At 71.0% G+C, this 18,700-nt stretch carries 18 protein-coding genes; 2 read left to right on the top strand and 16 right to left on the bottom strand.

The features are described 5' to 3' along the window. Positions 1-3 precede the first annotated feature (3 nt). From HD594_RS09975 to HD594_RS09905, 15 genes are all read right to left on the bottom strand, one after another. The gene (locus tag HD594_RS09975) at positions 4-462 is read right to left on the bottom strand and encodes a cell division protein SepF (RefSeq protein WP_184752757.1); all 459 of its coding nucleotides are present in this window, start codon (positions 460-462) and stop codon (positions 4-6) included. A 32-nt stretch (positions 463-494) separates the two neighbouring features. Next, a complete protein-coding gene (locus HD594_RS09970; RefSeq protein WP_184750819.1) occupies positions 495-1,184 on the bottom strand; it encodes a YggS family pyridoxal phosphate-dependent enzyme in 690 nt (229 codons plus the stop codon). Positions 1,185-1,205: 21 nt separating this feature from the next. Then, positions 1,206-2,360, bottom strand: coding sequence for a cell division protein FtsZ (gene ftsZ, locus HD594_RS09965; protein ID WP_184750818.1), 1,155 nt, complete (start codon positions 2,358-2,360; stop codon positions 1,206-1,208). A gap of 149 nt (positions 2,361-2,509) precedes the next feature. Beyond that, positions 2,510-3,499: an FtsQ-type POTRA domain-containing protein gene (locus HD594_RS09960; RefSeq protein WP_184750817.1), complete on the bottom strand. Its 990-nt coding sequence runs from the start codon at positions 3,497-3,499 to the stop codon at positions 2,510-2,512. Positions 3,500-3,505: 6 nt separating this feature from the next. Continuing rightward, positions 3,506-4,918, bottom strand: a complete 1,413-nt coding sequence (gene murC, locus HD594_RS09955; protein WP_184750816.1) for a UDP-N-acetylmuramate--L-alanine ligase — start codon at positions 4,916-4,918, stop codon at positions 3,506-3,508. A gap of 64 nt (positions 4,919-4,982) precedes the next feature. Continuing rightward, positions 4,983-6,074, bottom strand: a complete 1,092-nt coding sequence (locus tag HD594_RS09950; protein WP_184750815.1) for a UDP-N-acetylglucosamine--N-acetylmuramyl-(pentapeptide) pyrophosphoryl-undecaprenol N-acetylglucosamine transferase — start codon at positions 6,072-6,074, stop codon at positions 4,983-4,985. 10 nt (positions 6,075-6,084) lie between these two features. Further along, positions 6,085-7,344, bottom strand: a complete 1,260-nt coding sequence (gene ftsW / locus HD594_RS09945; protein WP_373877195.1) for a putative lipid II flippase FtsW — start codon at positions 7,342-7,344, stop codon at positions 6,085-6,087. Continuing rightward, the gene (gene murD, locus HD594_RS09940) at positions 7,295-8,845 is read right to left on the bottom strand and encodes a UDP-N-acetylmuramoyl-L-alanine--D-glutamate ligase (protein ID WP_184750814.1); all 1,551 of its coding nucleotides are present in this window, start codon (positions 8,843-8,845) and stop codon (positions 7,295-7,297) included. Before murD ends, ftsW begins: the two co-directional genes overlap by 50 nt. Further along, positions 8,842-9,954 carry a phospho-N-acetylmuramoyl-pentapeptide-transferase gene (gene mraY / locus HD594_RS09935; RefSeq protein WP_184750813.1) on the bottom strand — a complete coding sequence of 371 codons (1,113 nt, stop codon included), beginning with the start codon at positions 9,952-9,954 and terminating at the stop codon, positions 8,842-8,844. Before mraY ends, murD begins: the two co-directional genes overlap by 4 nt. Then, the gene (locus tag HD594_RS09930; RefSeq protein WP_184750812.1) at positions 9,951-11,363 is read right to left on the bottom strand and encodes a UDP-N-acetylmuramoyl-tripeptide--D-alanyl-D-alanine ligase; all 1,413 of its coding nucleotides are present in this window, start codon (positions 11,361-11,363) and stop codon (positions 9,951-9,953) included. Before HD594_RS09930 ends, mraY begins: the two co-directional genes overlap by 4 nt. 25 nt (positions 11,364-11,388) lie before the next feature. After that, a complete protein-coding gene (locus HD594_RS09925; RefSeq protein ID WP_184750811.1) occupies positions 11,389-13,197 on the bottom strand; it encodes a peptidoglycan D,D-transpeptidase FtsI family protein in 1,809 nt (602 codons plus the stop codon). Between the two features lie 4 nt (positions 13,198-13,201). Beyond that, positions 13,202-13,786, bottom strand: a complete 585-nt coding sequence (ftsL, locus tag HD594_RS09920; protein WP_184750810.1) for a cell division protein FtsL — start codon at positions 13,784-13,786, stop codon at positions 13,202-13,204. Next, entirely contained in the window at positions 13,783-14,739 is a 957-nt protein-coding gene (gene rsmH / locus HD594_RS09915; protein ID WP_184752753.1) for a 16S rRNA (cytosine(1402)-N(4))-methyltransferase RsmH, read from the bottom strand. The genes ftsL and rsmH overlap by 4 nt, the downstream gene beginning before the upstream one ends. 104 nt (positions 14,740-14,843) lie before the next feature. Next, entirely contained in the window at positions 14,844-15,275 is a 432-nt protein-coding gene (gene mraZ / locus HD594_RS09910; protein ID WP_184752751.1) for a division/cell wall cluster transcriptional repressor MraZ, read from the bottom strand. Positions 15,276-15,481: 206 nt separating this feature from the next. Next, entirely contained in the window at positions 15,482-15,850 is a 369-nt protein-coding gene (locus tag HD594_RS09905; RefSeq protein WP_184750809.1) for a DUF3040 domain-containing protein, read from the bottom strand. 66 nt (positions 15,851-15,916) lie between these two features. Between HD594_RS09905 and HD594_RS09900 the strand changes: the two genes are divergently transcribed. Continuing rightward, the gene (locus HD594_RS09900) at positions 15,917-16,996 is read left to right on the top strand and encodes a polyprenyl synthetase family protein (protein ID WP_184750808.1); all 1,080 of its coding nucleotides are present in this window, start codon (positions 15,917-15,919) and stop codon (positions 16,994-16,996) included. 13 nt (positions 16,997-17,009) lie between these two features. Here the strand turns inward: HD594_RS09900 and HD594_RS09895 are convergent, their stop codons facing one another. Next, positions 17,010-17,360, bottom strand: coding sequence for an Rv2175c family DNA-binding protein (locus HD594_RS09895; protein WP_271171222.1), 351 nt, complete (start codon positions 17,358-17,360; stop codon positions 17,010-17,012). Positions 17,361-17,515: 155 nt separating this feature from the next. On the opposite strand from HD594_RS09895, the gene HD594_RS09890 reads away from it, so the two are divergent. Next, complete coding sequence (locus HD594_RS09890; protein ID WP_221446598.1) at positions 17,516-18,697, top strand: lytic transglycosylase; 1,182 nt, start codon at positions 17,516-17,518, stop codon at positions 18,695-18,697. The last annotated feature ends 3 nt before the right edge of the window (positions 18,698-18,700 follow it).

Genomic DNA, 18,700 nt, shown 5'->3' with positions numbered 1-18,700 from the left:
GTATCAAGTCTGAGGGAAGGGAACCGCTTCCGGGTCCGCCTGCGCCACAGCGCCGTCTCCGGAGACCGCGACATTCTCGGGCGAGAGCAGGAAGACCTTGCTCGTGACGCGCTCGATGCGGCCGTACAGTCCGAGCGAGAGTCCGCTCGCGAAGTCGATCAGGCGACGCGCGTCGGCATCGCTCATCTGCGACAGGTTGATGATGACGGGGATGCCGTCACGGAAGTTCTCCGCGATGACCTGCGCGTCGCGGTACTGCTTGGGGTGCACCGTGAGGATCTCGCTGATCGCGGTCGGGGCGGGCTGACGCACGACGGCGGGGCGGTGCAGCGGCGTCACGGGCGCGGGCTTGTCCACGGACTTCTCCTTCCGCGCGGCCGACTGCGGCGCCGGCTCGTCGTAGATCTCCTCTTCGTCGGCGAGACCCAGGTAGACCATCGTCTTCTTCAAGGGGTTGGACATGGCATCCTCCGTCGTGCTCATCTGTTCCGAGGCTAACGGCGCTCGGGCCGAGGGCCGGTGATTGCCGACCCGATCCGCAGGTGTGTCGCGCCGGCGGCGATCGCCGCGGCGAAGTCGGCGGACATCCCGGCGGACATCCAGTCCGCGTCCGGGACGACCGTGCGCAGCCGCTCGGCGTAGCCGGCGAGGCGCTCGAACGCGGGGGCGGCCGGCTCGCCCAGCGGCGCGACCGACATGATCCCCCGCAGGCGCAGCGTGGAACACCCGGCGACGTGCTCGGCGAGCCCCTCGATCCCCGACGGCTCCACGCCCCCGCGACCGGGATCGTCGGTCAGGTTGACCTGGATGAGGACGTCGAGCGGGGGCTCCCCCTCCGTGCCGGCGCGGTCGAGCGCGTCGGCGAGGCGTTCGCGATCGAGCGAGTGGACGGCGGATGCGGCCTGCCTCACCGCACGCGCCTTCTTCGTCTGCAGCTGCCCGACGAAGTGCCAGCGGAGCCCGTCCAGGTCGGTCAGCTGCGCCGCCTTCTCGGTGAACTCCTGCTGCCGGTTCTCTCCGACGTCGCGCACGCCCAGCCCGTAGAGCTCGCGGACGAGGCTCGTCGGGTGGAACTTCGTGATCACGATGCGCGTGAGCGCCGCGGGGTCACGCCCCGCGGCGCGCGCCGCATCCGCGATGGACGCGTCGACCTCGAGGAGACGGGCGGCGAGATCGGCGTCCACGCGGGCGGTGCTCTTCCGTGATTACTTGAGGAAGTCGGGGATGTCGAGGTCGTCGTCGCTGAAGGACGAGTCGTAGGCGGACTCGGCTGCGGCGGCGACGCTGACGGCGACCGGCTCGGCGTCGGCGGTGATCTCCTTCGCGGCGGCGGCCTCCTCGGCGGGCGCGGCCGGCACGGCCGGCGGCGTGACGACGCGGGCGGCGGCCATGGGCTCGATGCGCGCCTGCGGCTCACCGCCGTCGAAGCCCGCGGCGATGACCGTCACACGGACCTCGTCGCCCAGCGTGTCGTCGATGACCGTTCCGAAGATGATGTTCGCCTCGGGGTGCGCGGCCTCCTTGACCAGCTGCGCGGCGTCGTTGATCTCGAAGATGCCGAGGTTCGACCCGCCCTGGATCGACAGCAGCACACCGTGCGCACCCTCGATCGAGGCTTCCAGCAGCGGGGACTCCACCGCGAGTTCGGCCGCCTTGATGGCCCGATCGGCGCCGCGGGCCGAGCCGATGCCCATGAGGGCCGACCCCGCTCCCTGCATCACCGACTTCACGTCGGCGAAGTCGAGGTTGATCAGTCCGGGCGTGGTGATCAGGTCGGTGATGCCCTGCACACCGGCCAGGAGCACCTGGTCGGCGGTGGCGAACGCCTCGATCATCGAGATGCCGCGATCGCTGATCTCGAGCAGCCGGTCGTTGGGCACGACGATGAGGGTGTCGACCTCTTCCTTCAGCGTCGCGACGCCCGCCTCGGCCTGGCTCTGCCGGCGGCGTCCCTCGAACGAGAACGGCTTGGTGACGACTCCTATGGTCAGTGCGCCGATCGACTTGGCGATCTTGGCCACGACGGGTGCGCCGCCCGTGCCGGTGCCACCTCCCTCGCCGGCGGTGACGAAGACCATGTCGGCGCCGCGCAGGGCCTCTTCGATCTCCTCGGCGTGGTCCTCGGCTGCGCGCCTGCCGACCTCGGGGTCGGCGCCCGCGCCGAGTCCGCGCGTGAGCTCGCGGCCGACGTCGAGCTTGACGTCGGCGTCGCTCATGAGCAGAGCCTGCGCGTCGGTGTTGATGGCGATGAACTCGACGCCGCGAAGGCCGAGCTCGATCATGCGGTTGACGGCGTTGACTCCGCCGCCACCGACGCCGACCACCTTGATCACGGCGAGGTAGTTCTGGTTCTGGCTCATGCCGGCCTCCGTCTCCTGAACCCGAAACCTTCAACCTCTAGTAGAGGTATAAAGAATTGCCCGGTATGCAATTCCTGAGTCGAAGGTACGTGGATGCGCCCCCGCTCCCCGGAGCGTCGTGGGCGTGTCGCGACAAACCGGTGCGGAGGTCACTGGATGACGATGGCGTCCGGCGACGACACGTCGTAGACGCTCACCGACTTCGGCGGGCGCGCCTCCATCGCCGTGGCGAGCACGAGCGCCTTCATCGCCGAGTCCTCGGCGCTGCCCCACACGACGTCGGTGTTCGTGCCGCCGAGGGTCAGCGTGACGTCGTCCGGCGTCGACGCCGACACGGCCGTCACGCGGTCGAGGATGTCGTCGGGCAGCGACCGCATCACCTGGCCGATCGCCTCGAACGCCGTCGACCCGGTGCCGCCGGTCACGGTGATCACCGGCACCCCCGACACCGCCCGCTCGGTCGTCGACAGCGCGACACCGGCGGCGTCGACCAGCGTGTACCCGGCGGCCGAGCGGATGAGGCCGATCGGCGTGCGCTCGACGATGCGCACCACCAGATCGTGCGGCGGCCGGGCCTCGAGAGCGTACGACTCCACCAGCGGGAACGTGATCAGCGCCGCCTTCACGGCGCTCTCGTCGACCAGTGGCAGCGGCGTGCCCAGCTGGCTCGACAGGGCGTCCGCGACCACGTCCGCGTCCAGCTCGTCGGCGCCGACCACGGTGATCGTCTCGACGGCGAACAGCGGGCTGTAGGCGGCGCCGGTCGTGCCGGCGGCGACGAGCACGACGGATGCCGCCGCGCCGAGCCACAGCATGCGCCGCCGGCGCTGCCGCACGGTGAAGCGCTTGACCTCGCCGCGCAGCGCCTTGCGCCGTGCTCGCGCCGCGCGCCAGACGTCGCGCCAGCGCACATCCTCCCGAGAGCGCTCCGCCGAGCCGCCCTCGTCGACGCGGTCCCCGTCGGCGCCTGGCAGGGGCGTCGGCGCAGCCATCGGGATGACGGGCGCGAGGTCGTCCTCGTCGCGAGCGGCGTCCGCCTCGCCGGACCGGTCGGGCGAGCCCGCCGACCTCTCCGAGCCGCCCCGCGCGGGCGCGGCGGGCTCGCCGCCGGGCGGTGGCAGCGGCGAGGGCCGGCGCATGCGGTCCTACTCCCCCGCGCCCTGGTCCGTGCCGGCCAGGGCCTCGAGGACCTGCGGGATGATCAGGTACACGTTGCCGCACCCGAGCGTGATGACGTAGTCGCCGGCGCGCGCGACCGATGCCGTGTAGTCCGCGGCCTGCTGCCAGTCGGCCACGAAGTGGACGTTCGCCGGATCCGCGAACGCACCGCTGACCAGCTCGCCCGTCACGCCCGGAACCGGGTCCTCGCGGGCCCCGTAGACGTCGAGCATGACGGTGTGGTCGGCGTTGTGCTCGAGCACCTCGGCGAACTCGCGGTACATCTCCTGGGTGCGCGAGTACGTGTGGGGCTGCTGGATGGCGATGATGCGACCGTCGCCGATGACGGTGCGGGCAGCGGCCAGCGCGGCCGCGACCTCGGTCGGGTGGTGCGCGTAGTCGTCGTAGACGCTCACACCGCGCTCGACGCCGTGCAGCTCGAACCGGCGCACCGTGCCCGTGAACCCCTCGACGGCGCGCACGGAGTCCTCGAGGCCGTGCCCGAGCGTGAGCAGCACGGCCACGGCGCCGGCCGCGTTGACGGCGTTGTGATGCCCGGGGACCGACAGTCGCGCATCGACCGACTCGCCCGCGTGCGACACGGTGAACGACACCGGGCCGTCCGTGACGATGTCGGTCACGCGCACGTCGGCATCCGCCGCCTCGCCGAAGCTCACCACGAGCCCGTGCGTCAGCCGCGCCGCCACGCGCCGCGCGCCCGCGTCGTCGGACGAGATGACGACGGCCTCGCGCGCCTCGTTGCCGAAGGTCGCGAACGCATCGTAGAAGGCGTCGCGGGTGCCCCAGTGATCGAGGTGGTCGGGGTCGACGTTCGTGATGAGCGCGATCGACGTGTCGTACAGCAGGAACGTGCCGTCCGACTCGTCCGCCTCGATGACGAACAGCTCGTCCGAGCCGGTGCCGCTGGAGGCGCCCAGGTCGGCGATCACGCCGCCGTTGACGAACGTCGGGTCGTCGCCCAGGGCGCGGAGCGCGGTCACGATCATGCCCGTCGACGTGGTCTTGCCGTGCGCGCCGGCGACCGACACCAGCCGGCGTCCGCCGATGAGCCAGTGCAGCGCCTGCGAGCGGTGGATGACGTGCAGCCCGCGCTGCTTCGCCAGCACGAACTCGGGGTTCTCGGGCCAGATGGCGCCGGTGTGCACGACGGTGTCGGCGTCTTCGGGGAGGTTCGCGGCGTCGTGTCCGACGTGCACGGTCGCGCCGCGGGCGGCGAGGTCGCGCAGCGCCGTGCTGTCGGCGCGATCGGAGCCCGAGACGCGGATGCCGCGGTCGAGGAACATGCGGGCGAGTCCCGACATGCCCGAGCCGCCGATGCCGATGAAGTGGGCGGCGCGGATGTCCTCGGGGATGGGGAGGGAGAGGTCGGGTCTGATCATTGCCCGTCAATCCTAGATCGGCCCGCCCGGCCGAAGATTCCGGCGCGCTGGGAAGCGCCGGCGGTCACGCGCGCTCGGCGACGACGTGGTCGATCATGGCGATGAGGTTCTCGGAGCCCGACCGCGTCCCCACATGCGCGGCGGCCGCGTGCATGGCGTCACGGCGCTCGGAGTCGGCCAGCAGCGGCACGACCTCGGTGCGCACGCGGTCGCCGGTGAACTCGCCGTCCGCGATCAGGATCGCCGCGCCGGCCTCCACCGACGAGGCGGCGTTGAGCGCCTGCTCGCCGTTTCCCACGGCGTAGGGGACGTACACGGCGGGGATGCCCAGCGCGCTGATCTCGGACACCGTCGCCGCCCCCGACCGCGACACGATGAAGTCGGCGAGCGAGAAGGCGAGGTCCATGCGGTCGACGTAGCGGCGCACGGCGTAGCCGTCCGCTCCCGGGTCTTCGAGCGTCGAGCGCTCGCCGGTGACGTGAAGCAGCTGCCAGCCGGCGTCCACCACGTCGCGCCACGCCGCGTCGTGTCCCTCGCCGAACGCCTCGTTGAGCCGCTGCGCCCCCAGCGAGCCGCCGAACACCAGCAGCGTCGGGCGATCGGGGTCGAGTCCGAAGTGCTCGGCGGCCTCGGAGCGCAGCGCGTCACGATCGAGCTCCACGATCTCCCGTCGCAGCGGCATCCCCACCACGTGCGAGCGCCGGAGGGGCGTCCCGGGGAACGCGACCCCGACGCCGGCCGCCACGCGCGCACCGAGGACGTTGGCCAGGCCCGGACGCGCATTGGCCTCGTGCACGATGATCGGAACACGCGCTCGACGGGCCGCGACGTACGCGGGCGCCGACGCGTAGCCGCCGAAGCCGACGACGACGTCCACGCCGTGCCGCTCGATGTGACCGCGCACCTGCGCTACCGCGCGGCGGAACCGGCCGGGGAACGCCGCGGCGGCGCGGTCGGGGCGACGCGGGAACGGGACCTTGTCGACGATCAGCAGCTCGTAGCCGCGCGCGGGAACGAGCCGGGCCTCCAGCCCCTCGGCCGTCCCGAGCACGAGCACCTCGGCTTCGGGCTCACGAGCCCGCAGAGCGTCGGCCACGGCGAGAAGCGGGTTCACATGTCCGGCGGTGCCGCCTCCGGCGAGCAGGTACGTCGTCACTCAGGCGAGATTACCGGCTCGCGCGCGCCGGCCGTGCACGCCGCTCCTGCGCCGGAGCCGCCGCCCGCCGCTCCGGAAGCGTGCGCGCGAAGGCGAGCAGCACGCCGCTGGCCAGCAGCACCGACAGCAGCGACGTGCCGCCCTGCGACATGAACGGCAGCGGCACGCCCAGGACGGGGAAGACCCGCAGCACGACGCCGATGTTGATGAGCGCCTGACCGACGATCCAGACCGTGATGGCGCCCGAGACGATGCGCACGAAGGGATCGTCGGTGCGCCGGATGACGTGGAAGGCGCCGACGGCGAACAGCGCGAACAGGGCGAGCACGACGACGCATCCGATCAGGCCCAGCTCCTCGCCCACGATCGCGAAGATGTAGTCGTTCGCGGCGGCCGGCAGCCAGTCGTACTTCTCCTTGGAGTTGCCCAGCCCCAGGCCGAAGACGCCGCCGTTGGCGAGCCCCCAGATCCCGTGCAGCGGCTGATAGCACGTGTTGTAGTAGTCGGCCAGGCAGTCCTCGTTGAGGAAGCTCAGGATGCGGTTCACGCGGTTGGGGCTCGTCGCGGCCAGGATCGCGACGGCCCCCGCGGCCAGGATCGCGGGGAGCACGAACAGCCGGAGGCGCACGCCCGAGAAGAACAGCGCGCCCAGCACCAGCAGGAACAGGATCATCGCCGTGCCGAGGTCGTGTCCGGCCAGCACCGTCGCGATGACGAGGCCTGCGACCGGGACCACGGGGATGAACACGTGCTGCCACTTGGTCAGCAGCGACTGCTTGCGGTAGAGCACGTAGCCGAGCCACAGCGCCAGGGCGAGCTTGAGGAACTCCGAAGGCTGGGCGGTGAGCCCGCCGATCTCGATCCAGTTGCGGTTTCCGGCGATCTCGTACCCGAGCGGCGTGAACACCAGCATCTGGAACGCCGTGGCGAGGATCAGAGCGGCCCACGCGATCCGCTTGAAGAACAGCACCGGCAGGCGGCTCGTGATGAGCATGAGCGGGATGCCGATGGCCGCGAAGATCCCCTGCTTGAGCATGGCGTCCCACGCGGGCTCCCCCGCGGCCGTCGCCACGGCGCTCGTGGCCGAGAGGACCATCACGAGGCCGAAGGCGGTCAGCAGCAGCGCGGTCGACAGGATCAGCAGGAACTCGCTCGGCACCGGTGCGAAGACGCGCCCCAGCGAGATGCGCGCCGCCAGCCCGCGGCCGGAGCCGCCGGGATCAGCGGCCGTCGTCGTCGGCCGGGTCGGCGTCTGCGTCGTGCGTGCCACCGGTCTCCCGTCCGATCAGCTCCTCCACGGCGGCGGCGAAGCGCCTCCCCCGGTCGGCGTAGGACGAGAACTGGTCGAACGACGCCGCGGCGGGTGCCAGGAGCACCACATCCCCGTCGGCGGCGATTCCGGCCGCGATCTCCGCGACCCGCGCCATGACGTCCTCAGTCTCGACGTCGTCGACCTCGATCAGCGGGACCGCCGGCGCGTGTCGTGCGAACGCGGCGACCACCGCGGTGCGGTCGGAGCCGATCACGACGGCGGCCTTCGCCCCCGAGCCGCGGCCGCGCACGAGGTCCGAGATGTCCACGCCCTTCAGCTGGCCGCCGACCACCCACACGGCGCCGGGGTAGGCGGCGAGCGAGGACTCCGCGGCGTGCGGATTGGTGGCCTTCGAGTCGTCGACCCAGGTGACGCCGCGGTGACGGGCGACCACCTCGATGCGATGCGGGTCGAGACGGAAGCCCCGGAGCGCGTCGCGGATGGCGGCGGGCGGAACGTCGAGGCTCCGCGCGAGCGCTGCCGCCGCGAGGATGTTCGCCACGACGTGCGGGGCGGCCAGGCCCGCATCCGCGAGCGCATCGAGCGTCGTCAGCTCGAGAGCACTGGTGCGGCGGTCCTCGAGGAACGCGCGGTCGACGAGGATGCCGTCGACGATGCCGAGATCGCTCGGCCCCGGCACGCCGAGGTCGAACCCGATCGCCCGCGCGCCCTCGACGACGTCGGCCTCCTCCACCATCGCGCGCGTGGCGGCATCCGCCTTGTTGTACACGCACGCGACGCGGGTGTTGTCGTACACGTGCGCCTTGGCGTCGCGGTACCCATCGAACGAGCCGTGCCACTCCAGGTGGTCGCCGGCCAGGTTCAGGCACACCGCCGCGTGCGGCGACAGCGGCTCGGGGCCCGACTGCAGACCCAGGTACCACAGCTGGTGGCTGGAGAGCTCGACGACGAGCGCGTCGAAGCCCTCGGGGTCGCGGACCGCGTCGAGGACCGGGGTGCCGATGTTGCCCACGGGAGCCGCGCGCAGGCCCCCCGCGACGAGCATCGTCGCGGTCAGGCGCGTCGTGGTGGTCTTGCCGTTGGTGCCGGTGATGAGGACCCACGGAGCGGGCTCGCCGTCCGGGCGCAGCACCTTGTCGCGCACGCGCCAGGCCAGCTCGACGTCGCCCCACAGGGCGGCATCCGATTCCTGCGCCCATCGGACGACCGGGTGCGCCGGAGCGAAGCCAGGCGAGGCGATCACGACCTCGGGGTCGAACGCGACGAGCTCCTCGGGCACCGTCGACAGCGGTCCGGTCCACAGCCGCGCGCCGATGACGGGGATCAGCCGCGCGTACTCCTCGTCCGCCTTCTCGGTCACCACCAGCACGTCGGCGCCGAGCTCGGTGAGCGTGTCGGCGACCGAGAAGCCCGTCACGCTCAGCCCGAGCACCGCGACGCGCAGGCCCTTCCAGTCCGCGTGCCAGCTCGTCAGGGAGTCCAGTCGTGTCCCGCTCATGTGGCGATGAGCCACTCGACGTAGAAGAAGCCGACGCCCGAGACGGCGAGCAGGCCCGCGATGATCCACATGCGCACCACGATGGTGATCTCGGGCCAGCCGCGCATCTCGAGGTGGTGATGCAGCGGGCTCATGAGGAACAGGCGCTTGCCGCGCGTGAGCTTGAAGTACAGACGCTGCAGGATGACCGAGCCCGAGGCGATGACGTACACGCCCGCCACGAGGATCATCAGCAGCTCGGTGCGGGTGAGGATCGCCATGGACGCCAGCACGCCGCCGATCGCCATCGAGCCGACGTCGCCCATGAACACCTTGGCCTTGGGCGCGTTCCACCACAGGAAGCCGACGAGCGCGCCGACGAACGAGGCCGAGACGATGGTCAGATCCATGGGATCGCGCACGCTGTAGCAGGCCGACTGCGTGGCCGCCGCGAGCGGCACGTCGCCGCCGCACGCCTGGTTGAACTGCCAGAACGAGATGAGGCTGTACGCGCCGATCACGAAGATGCCCGAACCGGCGGCGAGTCCGTCGAGTCCGTCGCTGACGTTGACCGAGTTCGACGAGGCGACGCCGACGAACGAGATCCACGTCATGTAGAGGATCCATCCGATGATCGGCCCGAGCGCCATGAACGACAGCATCGGCACGTCGCGGAAGATCGAGATGTACGGCGACGCCGGCGTCTGGTCGAACGCGTTCGGGAAGTTCAGCGCCACGATCGCGAACGGGATCGCGACGATGATCTGGCCGGCGACCTTGCGCCAGCCCGACAGCCCGAGGCTGCGCTGGGAGCGCACCTTCATCATGTCGTCGATGAAGCCGACCGCTCCGAAGCCGACCATCATCCACAGCACGAGCATTCCCGAGATCGTGGGCGGGTTGTTGCCGGTGAACGTGCCGATCAGATAGCCGATGATCGTGCCGGCGATGAAGATCGTGCCGCCCATGGTCGGCGTGCCGCGCTTGGCGCCGTGCGCCGGGTTGTTGCCGTGCTCCGGCGTGCGGATCACCTGGCCCCAGCCCCAGTGCCGGAACAGGCGCAGGAAGACCGGCGTCAGGAACAGCGTGAACGCCATCGAGATCGCCGCTGCCGTCAGTAGTGATCTCACGAGAAGGATTCTCCCAGACGATCGCCGAGGAACCGGAGCCCGGCGGAGTTGGACGATTTCACCAGCACCCGATCGCCCGCGCGCAGCTCGCCGACTAGGTACTCGTACGCCTCATCCGGCGTCGCGAACCACACCGCCTCGCCGTCCCACGAGCCCTGCGCGACGGCTTCGAGGAACATGCGGCGCGCGTCCGCGCCGACCACGACGATGCGCTGGATGCCCAGGCGCACCGCCAGCAGGCCCACCCGGTCGTGCTCCTCTTCGGCGTACTCGCCGAGCTCGCTCATCGCGCCGAGCACCGCCACCGTGCGCTGAGACGGCTCGGTGATCTGCGCGAGCGTGCGCAGCGCCGCCGACATGGAGTCGGGGCTGGCGTTGTACGCGTCGTTGATGATGCGGATGCTGTCCGAGCCCAGCGGCTGCATGCGCCACCGCTCGGCGATCTCGACGGTCTCGAGGCGCGCGATGCAGTCGGCCGCGGACACGCCCAGAGCGGTGGCGGCGGCGATGGCGGCCAGCGCGTTCATGACGTGGTGCTCGCCGAGCACGCGCAGGCGGAGCGGATGGGCCTCGCCGTCGACCACGACGGTGCATGTCGTCCCGTCCGCGGTCACGGCGACGTCGTCGGCACGGACCTCGGCATCCGCGCCGCGGCCGAACCAGCGCACGCCGACCCCCCGCTCGTCGGCGATCGGGGCCATCGCCGCCACACGGGCGTCGTCGGCGTTGAGCACCGCGAGGCCGCCCGGGCGAACGGCGCGGACGAGCTCGGACTTGGCCGCGAAGGTCGCCTCGATGCCGCCGAAGCCGCCGGCGTGGGCCATGCCGACCATCAGGACGATCCCGACGTCCGGGTCCACCAGGCCCGCGAGGCGTGCGATCTCTCCCGGAGCGCTGGCGCCGAACTCGCTCACGAGGAAGCGCGTGCCCTCGGTCACGCGCAGCATGGTCAGCGGCGCGCCGACCTCGTTGTTGAACGATGCCCGGGGCGACACCGTCTCGCCTTCGCCCTCGAGGATGCGGGCGAGAAGGTTCTTCGTCGTCGTCTTGCCGTTGGAGCCGGTGATCCCGACGACACGCAGGTCGCCGTCGGCCCGCACGCGGCGGACCACCTCGCGGGCGAGGTCGGCGAGGGCGGCCACGGCATCCGCCACGACGATCTGCGACACCTCGACGTCGACGACGTGCTCGACGATCGCGAGCGCGGCGCCGGCCTCGACGGCCGCGCCGACGAAGACGTGGCCGTCGGTGGTCTCGCCGGGCTTGGCGACGAAGACATCGCCGCGGCCGATGAGACGCGAATCGGTGTCGACCGCGCCCGAGACGACCGTGTCGGGCGTGTCGGGGGCGGCCAGATGCACGTCGCCGGAGACGGCGGCGGCGAGGTCAGCGATGGTGAGGGCGATCATGTTCTCTCCGGCCTGATCGGAGTCCTCACCCGAATTTGGGGAGCTCCTCCGGCGCCGTCGTGGCGGGCATGACGCGGTAGGTCTTCAGCACCTGGGTCATGGCCCGCTGGAACGCGGTCGCATTGGCCGCAGACGACTTTACCTTCGTGGGCTCGTCGAGCGTGACGATGACGAGGTACTCGGGGTCGTCGGCGGGCGCGAATCCGAGCATGGTCGTGTAGTAGGCGCCGACCTTGTAGCCGCCGTTGCCGTTGGACTTCTCGCCCGTTCCCGTCTTGCCGGCGACCCGGTATCCGGGGATCTCGACGGCATCGGCGTAGTTGGCCTGCAGGAACACGTTCTCGAGCATCGCGCGCACCTGCTTCGAGGTCTTCTCGCTGATCACCCGCGTGGGCTCGGGCAGCTCCGGCGTGGTGACGGTGCCGTCGGCGCTCGTGCACGACTCCACGAGCGACAGCGGCACGCGCACGCCGTCGTTCGCGATCGCGGTGTAGGCGCCCGCGAGCTCCGGCATGGTCGTCGTCAGACCCTGTCCGAACGCGGTGTTGTAGGTCGTCTGGGCGTCCCACTGGTCGGCCGGGTAGATCAGGCCGGACTGCTCGCCGAGGAAGCCCACGGCGCTGCCGTCGCCGATGCCGAACTCCTTGAGGTATTCGTAGCGCGTCTGCGCGCTGGCGCGTTCGCTGAACTTCGCGATGCCCGCGTTGGACGAGTCGATGAGGACGCCGGTGAGCGTGTACTCGTAAGCCGGGTGCGAGAACGCATCGCGCACGCGCGCGCCGTTGGCGAACGTCTCGGTGCTCGAGACCGTCACGGTCGAGGTGGGCTTCTGCCCGGCGGCGTCGATGAGCGTCGCCGCCGTGAGCGGCTTGAAGGTCGAGCCCGGCTCGAACCAGTTCGTGAATATCCGGCTCGCACGATCCTCGGGCTCCGACGCGGTGACGTCGTTCGGATCGACGGTGGGATACTCGGCAGCCGCGCGGATCTTGCCCGTCGCCACCTCGACGACCATGATGGCGCCGCTGTCGGCGCGCATCGCCTGGGTCTGCTCGGCGATGAGCTGCTGCATGTACCACTGCAGGTCGCGGTTGATCGTCAGCTGGAGCGTTCCGCCGTCCTCGGCCGGCTGCGTGACCTCGGTTCCGGGGATCACGACGCCGTCCTTGCCGCGCTGATAGCTCACCGTGCCGTCGGTCGCCGACAGGCACGCGTCCTCGGTGAGCTCGAGCCCCGCCAGCGCGCCCTCGGAGCCCATGAACCCGACGAGGTTGCCGCCGACCGCGCCGTCCGGATACGTGCGCGACGGATGCTGGTCGAACGTCAGGTACGGGGCGCCGATCGCGACGAGGTCCCGGTACTGCTCCGTCGTGAGGCGTCGCTCGAGGTACGCGAACTGCGATTCCGGGTCGTCCGCCAGGGCGTCTGCGACCGCCTGCCGGATGTCGGCGGGGTCCTGCCCGGTGATCTCGGCCATCTCGGCGGAGGCCTGCTCCCACGACACCCGCACGGGCTCGTCGCCGCCGTCGTCGCGCAGGAACCCGCCGTCCTCCTCGTATCCCGAGATGTTGAGCGGGTCGAGGACGCCGTCGTACAGCAGGATGCTGCCGGCGAGCGTCTCGCCCTCCTCGTCCACGATCGACCCGCGCGTGCCGTACAGCGTGCGCGAGGAGCCGAGGGCGTTCGCGACCGAGTCCGCGATGTGGTCATCGGCGTTGACGACCTGGATGTCCACCAGCCGCACGATGAACCCGGCGAGGACGGCGAGCACGACGGCCAGCGCCACGACGGTCCGGCGACGCGGACTGCGGGCGCTGCGGACGCTGCGGGCTGTCATACGTTCAGTGTGTGCTGGGCGTCGGCAGTCCGTCGGTCAGCGGCGGCGGTGTGTCGACGACCCCGTCCTCTCCGACGACGGTCTGGGCCGGCAGGCCGGCGATGGTCGCGTCCGGCTCGGTGACCAGCGGGGTGTCGGTGATGAGCGAGTTGGCGACGGTGCCGCGGCCGAGGGCGTTGATGGCCGACGACCCCAGCGCGATGCCGCTCGTTCCCAGGATCTCGCCGTCGCTCAGGCGCATGTAGGTCGGCGACTCCTCGATCACCATGCCGAGGGCGGTGGCGTTCGCGGCGAGGTACTGAGGGGAGCTCAGCCCGGCGATGTCGTCGTAGAGGATCTGCGCCTGCCAGTCCAGCTCGCTCTGCTGCTGGTTGAGCTTCGACATCTCGTACGAGGTCTGCGTCGTCATGATCGACAGCGACATCTGCGCCGCGGCGATCGCGGCCGCGCCGAGGAGCGCGACGATGCCGTAGAGCAGCTTCGGGCGACGACGGCGGCGAGGCGCGTCGACGGCGCGCAGCCGACGCTCGGAGCGCTCGGGCCGCACACCCCGCAGCGGGGCGATCGCACGGGCCAGGGGCGTGCTCATGCGTTCTCCTCCCGCAGTCGTTCGGCGGCCCGCAGCCGCACGGGCGTGGCGCGCGGATTGCGTTCGCGCTCTTCGTCGGTCGCGAGCTCCGCGCCCTTGACGAGCAGGCGGAAGCGGGGTGCATGCTCGGGCAGCTCAACCGGCAGCCCCTTCGGCGCGGTCGACGCGGATGCCTGCGCGAACTCGCGCTTGACCAGACGGTCCTCGAGCGACTGATAGGCCAGCACGACGATGCGGCCGCCGACCCGGAGCGTGCCCAGGGCCGCGGGGATCGCGTGCTCGAGCACCGACAGCTCGCGGTTGACCTCGATGCGCAGAGCCTGGAACACGCGCTTGGCGGGGTGACCGCTGCGCTGCGCACTGTACGGCGTCGCGGCGATGAGGATCTCGACCAGGCGCCCCGAGCGATCGACCGGCTCCTCGGCGCGCGCGGCGATGATGGCGCGGGCGTAGCGGCCCGCGAGCTTCTCCTCGCCGTAGCGTTCGAAGATCCGCCGCAGATCGCCCTCGCCGTACGTGGCCAGCACGTCGGCGGCCGTCGGGCCGGTGGTCTGGTCCATGCGCATGTCCAGCGGAGCGTCCTGCGAATAGGCGAACCCGCGGTCGGCGACGTCCAGCTGGAGCGAGGAGACGCCCAGATCGAACAGGATGCCGTCGACGCGGTCGACGCCGGCGCCGCGCACCGCCTCGGCGATGCCGTCGTACACGGTGTGCACGAGCGTCACGCGGTCGCCGAAGGGCGCCAGCCGCTCTCCGGCGATCCGCAGCGCGTCCTGGTCGCGGTCGAGCCCGATCAGGCGCAGCCCGGGGAAGCGCGTGAGGAACGCCTCGGAGTGGCCGCCCATGCCGAGGGTGGCGTCGACGAACACCGCTCCCTCGCTCTCGAGCGCGGGGGCGAGGAGCTCGATGCAGCGCTCGAGCATGACCGGAGTGTGGATGTCGCGGATGTCCATCGTCATCGGGTGCTGTGTCCCTCGGTCCTGATCCCCATCCGCTCTGACCTGGCGCCGGGGAAGTGCGTCAGGGCGGGAGCGGCTGGGAGTCAGGACCGAGGGGCTCAGAAGAGCCCCGGGATCACCTCCTGCTCCAACTCGGCGTAGCTCTCTTCGTTCGCTTCGGCGTAGGCGTTCCAGGACTCGGCGTTCCAGATCTCGGCGTGGGCGCCGACACCGGTGACGATGAGCTCCTTCTCGAGTCCCGCGTAGGCGCGCAGCGGCGGCGGGATGGTGATGCGGTTCTGACTGTCGGGCTTCTCGGCGCTGGCTCCCGACAGGAACATGCGCAGGAAGTCGCGGGCCTGCTTGTTGGCCAGCGGCGCCTCGCGGATCCGGTCGTGCACGCGCTCGAACTCCTCGGTGCTGAAGACGTAAAGGCAGCGGTCTTGACCGCGGGTGATGACGACCCCGGCACCGAGGTCGTCGCGGAATTTCGCGGGGAGGATGACCCGGCCCTTGTCGTCGAGCTTGGGAGTGTGCGTGCCGAGAAGCATCGGTGCGATCACCCCCTCCAGCCCACCCCCCGATGGACATTCGCCACTTTACTCCACTTTCCTCCACTTCGTCACCCCAGAATGCAAACCCGCTCCCCTGGGCCTCCCTTTCGACGTCGGAGCACGGCGGGGCGGGTGCCCGGCGGGCACAAAAAAAGCACCGACCCGAAGGTCGGTGCTCAGGACTGCGTCAGTCGGTCAGGCGCTCAGCGCTCCTCCTGCCGGCGGTCCCATCTGTCGTTCATGCGATCCATGAACGAGGAGCGGGCAGCGGGCTTCGCCGCGCCGGGACGATCGGCGGGTACGGCTCGCACACTGTTTCGCGAGGGGGTGACGGCGAGGATCACGCCGCCGAGCATGACGACGAACCCGATCACCCCGACGATGATCAGCGGAATCGAGACGCCGACGAGGAGCCCGCCGAGACCGAGCAGCACCAGCAGGGTGCCGTACACGATGTTGCGGTAGCTCAGACTGCGTCCGTCTCGGGGCGCGCTGACGACGTCTGCGTCGTTGCGCATGAGATGGCGTTCCATCTCGTCGAGCAAGCGCTGCTCCTGTTCGGAGAGTGGCATGCGTCCCCCTCAAAGGCTCGGATATCGCACGATTCTACGCGTGCGCTTCCTCACTAGGCTAGGCCTGTGCCCTTCTCCCCTGACCCGATCGAGGCGATTTCCCAGCGAGTAGACACCTTCGGTCGCGATCAGCGGCGGCTGACGGCCGAAATGGGCCCCGAGGCCGGTCTGATCCTGGACGCCGCCACGGTCGCCGTCAGCGGCGGCAAGCGTCTGCGCGGTCGGTTCTGCATGACCGGATGGCGCGCCGTCACCGGCTCGCGGGACATCCCGGACGAGGTGCTCTCGGCGGCTGCGGCGCTCGAGATCTTCCACGCCGCGGCGCTCGTCCACGACGACCTCATCGACAACTCCGACACGCGGCGCGGACGCCCGGCCGCGCACCGCGCCCTCGAGTCCGCGCACCGCGACGCGGGGTGGACGGGCGATGCCGCCGCCTTCGGCCGGTCGGCCGCGATCCTCCTGGGCGACCTCCTCGTGGCGTGGAGCGACGACCTGTTCGAGGAGGGTCTGACCGCCGCCGGCGGGACGACCTCCGCCGCACGGACCGAATACGCCACGATGCGGCGCGAGGTCACCGTCGGACAGTTCCTCGACATCGCCGAGGAATCCGCCTACGCGACCGAGCCCGACGAGCGGCACGCCGACCGTGCCCTGCGCGTCGCCTCGTTCAAGTCCGCCCGCTACAGCGTGCAGCAGCCGCTTGCGATCGGGGCCGCGCTCGCGGGCGCCGACGCGGCGCAGCGGGACGCGCTGGCGCGCTTCGGGCATCCGCTCGGCATGGCCTTCCAGCTGCGCGACGACGTCCTCGGCGTCTTCGGCGACGAGGCGCGCACCGGCAAGCCAGCCGGCGACGACCTGCGCGAAGGCAAGCGCACGGTCCTCATCGCCTACACGCGCGAGGCTTTGAGCGTCCCTGCCCGGCGCATCCTCGACGAGCTGCTGGGCGACGCGACCCTCGGCTCCGAGCAGGTCGCGTCCCTGCAGCGCACGATCATCGACAGCGGCGCCCTCGACCGCGTCGAGGGGCTGATCTCGGACTACGCCCGCGAGGCGAACCGGGCCCTCGCGGGCGCACGACTGGACAACGCCTCCGTCGGCGAGCTGCGCGATCTCCTGCGCGCGGCCACCGAGCGGGTCACCTGACGCGGCCGGCGCGTCAGGCGAGCGTCCGGGCGACGCGGCGGACCTCGCTCTTGCGTCCCGCCCGCAGGGCCTCGATCGGCGCCAGTCCGATGGTGTCCTCGGCGGTCAGCAGCCAGTCGATCGCCTCGTCGTCGCTGAAGCCGGCGTCGTGCAGCACGATCACGGTGCCCCTGAGCGAGGACAGCGGCCGGTCCTCCTTGAGGAAGAGCGCGGGGATCTTCCAGGCCCCGTCCCGGCGGGAGGCGACGAGCTGGTTCTCGTCGATCAGGCGATGAACACGCCCCAGAGATTCGCCGAGGATCTCGGCGACCTGCGGAATCGTCAGCCATTCGGTCTCGGTGCGCGGCGCGGAGTCAGCGGTCACCCTGCCACTATCGCACTTCTCGCCGCGCGTCGTGGATGCCGGCGCCGTGCGCGATCTCATTCGTCACACCAGTAACATCCGGCGCATCTTTATCACAGGTTGACAGGAGTCAACATCCGTGACACGGTACTCGCAGTCCAAAGAGGGGGGATCTCTTGCGACGCGACAACCGCACTCATCGAAGCCGCACCGCCTCGGCGCTCACGACCGTGCCCGCCGCCATCGCGGGAACCATCGCCCTGACGCTGGCCTCGGCCCCCGCAGCCCAGGCCGCGGACCCGGGCGCGGCCGAGCGCGCCCTGCGTGCGCTTCCGAGCGGACTCGGGACGCCGGCTGCCACGGCCGCCGTCCGGGCGGTCTCGTCCGTCCCCGCCTCGTACACGGTCCGTGCCGGCGACACCGTGAGTGCGATCGCCGCACGGTTCGGACTCCGCACCGCAGACGTGCTCGCCCTCAACGGGCTGTCGTGGCGGTCCACCATCTACCCCGGGCAGGTGCTGAAGCTCGCCGGGTCCTCCGGATCGACGGGTTCCGCGACGACGAAGGCCTCGACGAGCAGCACGTCCTACACGGTGCGCAGCGGCGACACCATCAGCGCCATCGCCGCGAAGCACAAGGTCTCGATCGCCGGCGTCCTGAAGGCCAACAAGCTGTCGTGGTCGTCGATCATCTACCCCGGCCAGAAGCTCGCGATCCCCGGCGCGTCGTCGACGGGATCGACCGGATCGACGACCTCGACGTCCACCGCATCCGGCGCCTCGGCCTCGACCGGCGGCGGGTCGTACACCGTGCGCAGCGGCGACACCATCAGCGGCATCGCCGCGAAGCACGGCGTGTCGGCGGCGAGCGTCCTGACGGCCAACGGACTCGGATGGTCCTCGATCATCTACCCGGGACAGACGATCGCCATCCCGAGCGCCGCACTGGCTGGCCTGGACGCGGAGCAGATCGACAACGCTCGGCTGATCGTCCGCATCGGCCGCGACCTGGGCGTGCCCGACAAGGGCATCGCGATCGCGCTGGGCACCGCGATGCAGGAGTCGTGGATCCGCAACCTCGACTGGGGCGACCGCGACTCCCTGGGACTGTTCCAGCAGCGCCCCAGCACGGGGTGGGGCACCGCGGAGCAGATCCGCAATCGCGAGCGCTCCATCCGCGCCTTCTACGGCGGACCGACCGACCCCAACGGGTCCGACACGCGGGGCCTGCTCGACGTCCCCGGCTGGCAGGACATGTCCTTCACGCAGGCCGCCCAGGCCGTGCAGATCTCGGCGCATCCCGACCGGTACGCGCGCTGGGAGAAGCAGGCGTACGCGTGGCTCGCGGCTCTCGGCTGATCC

Origin of the sequence: Microbacterium thalassium, from assembly GCF_014208045.1 — a bacterium.
GTDB classification, from domain to species: Bacteria; Actinomycetota; Actinomycetes; order Actinomycetales; family Microbacteriaceae; genus Microbacterium; species Microbacterium thalassium.
This window is presented reverse-complemented; position numbering and strand designations above follow the sequence as displayed.

Coding starts and splice junctions, on each gene's coding strand:
- HD594_RS09975 (WP_184752757.1), bottom strand. CDS start 462: ATGTCCAACCCCTTGAAGAAGACGATGGTCTACCTGGGTCTCGCCGAC.
- ftsZ (WP_184750818.1), bottom strand. CDS start 2,360: ATGAGCCAGAACCAGAACTACCTCGCCGTGATCAAGGTGGTCGGCGTC.
- HD594_RS09960 (WP_184750817.1), bottom strand. CDS start 3,499: ATGCGCCGGCCCTCGCCGCTGCCACCGCCCGGCGGCGAGCCCGCCGCG.
- murC (WP_184750816.1), bottom strand. CDS start 4,918: ATGATCAGACCCGACCTCTCCCTCCCCATCCCCGAGGACATCCGCGCC.
- murD (WP_184750814.1), bottom strand. CDS start 8,845: ATGAGCGGGACACGACTGGACTCCCTGACGAGCTGGCACGCGGACTGG.
- HD594_RS09930 (WP_184750812.1), bottom strand. CDS start 11,363: ATGATCGCCCTCACCATCGCTGACCTCGCCGCCGCCGTCTCCGGCGAC.
- HD594_RS09925 (WP_184750811.1), bottom strand. CDS start 13,197: ATGACAGCCCGCAGCGTCCGCAGCGCCCGCAGTCCGCGTCGCCGGACC.
- ftsL (WP_184750810.1), bottom strand. CDS start 13,786: ATGAGCACGCCCCTGGCCCGTGCGATCGCCCCGCTGCGGGGTGTGCGG.
- rsmH (WP_184752753.1), bottom strand. CDS start 14,739: ATGGACATCCGCGACATCCACACTCCGGTCATGCTCGAGCGCTGCATC.
- mraZ (WP_184752751.1), bottom strand. CDS start 15,275: ATGCTTCTCGGCACGCACACTCCCAAGCTCGACGACAAGGGCCGGGTC.
- HD594_RS09905 (WP_184750809.1), bottom strand. CDS start 15,850: ATGCCACTCTCCGAACAGGAGCAGCGCTTGCTCGACGAGATGGAACGC.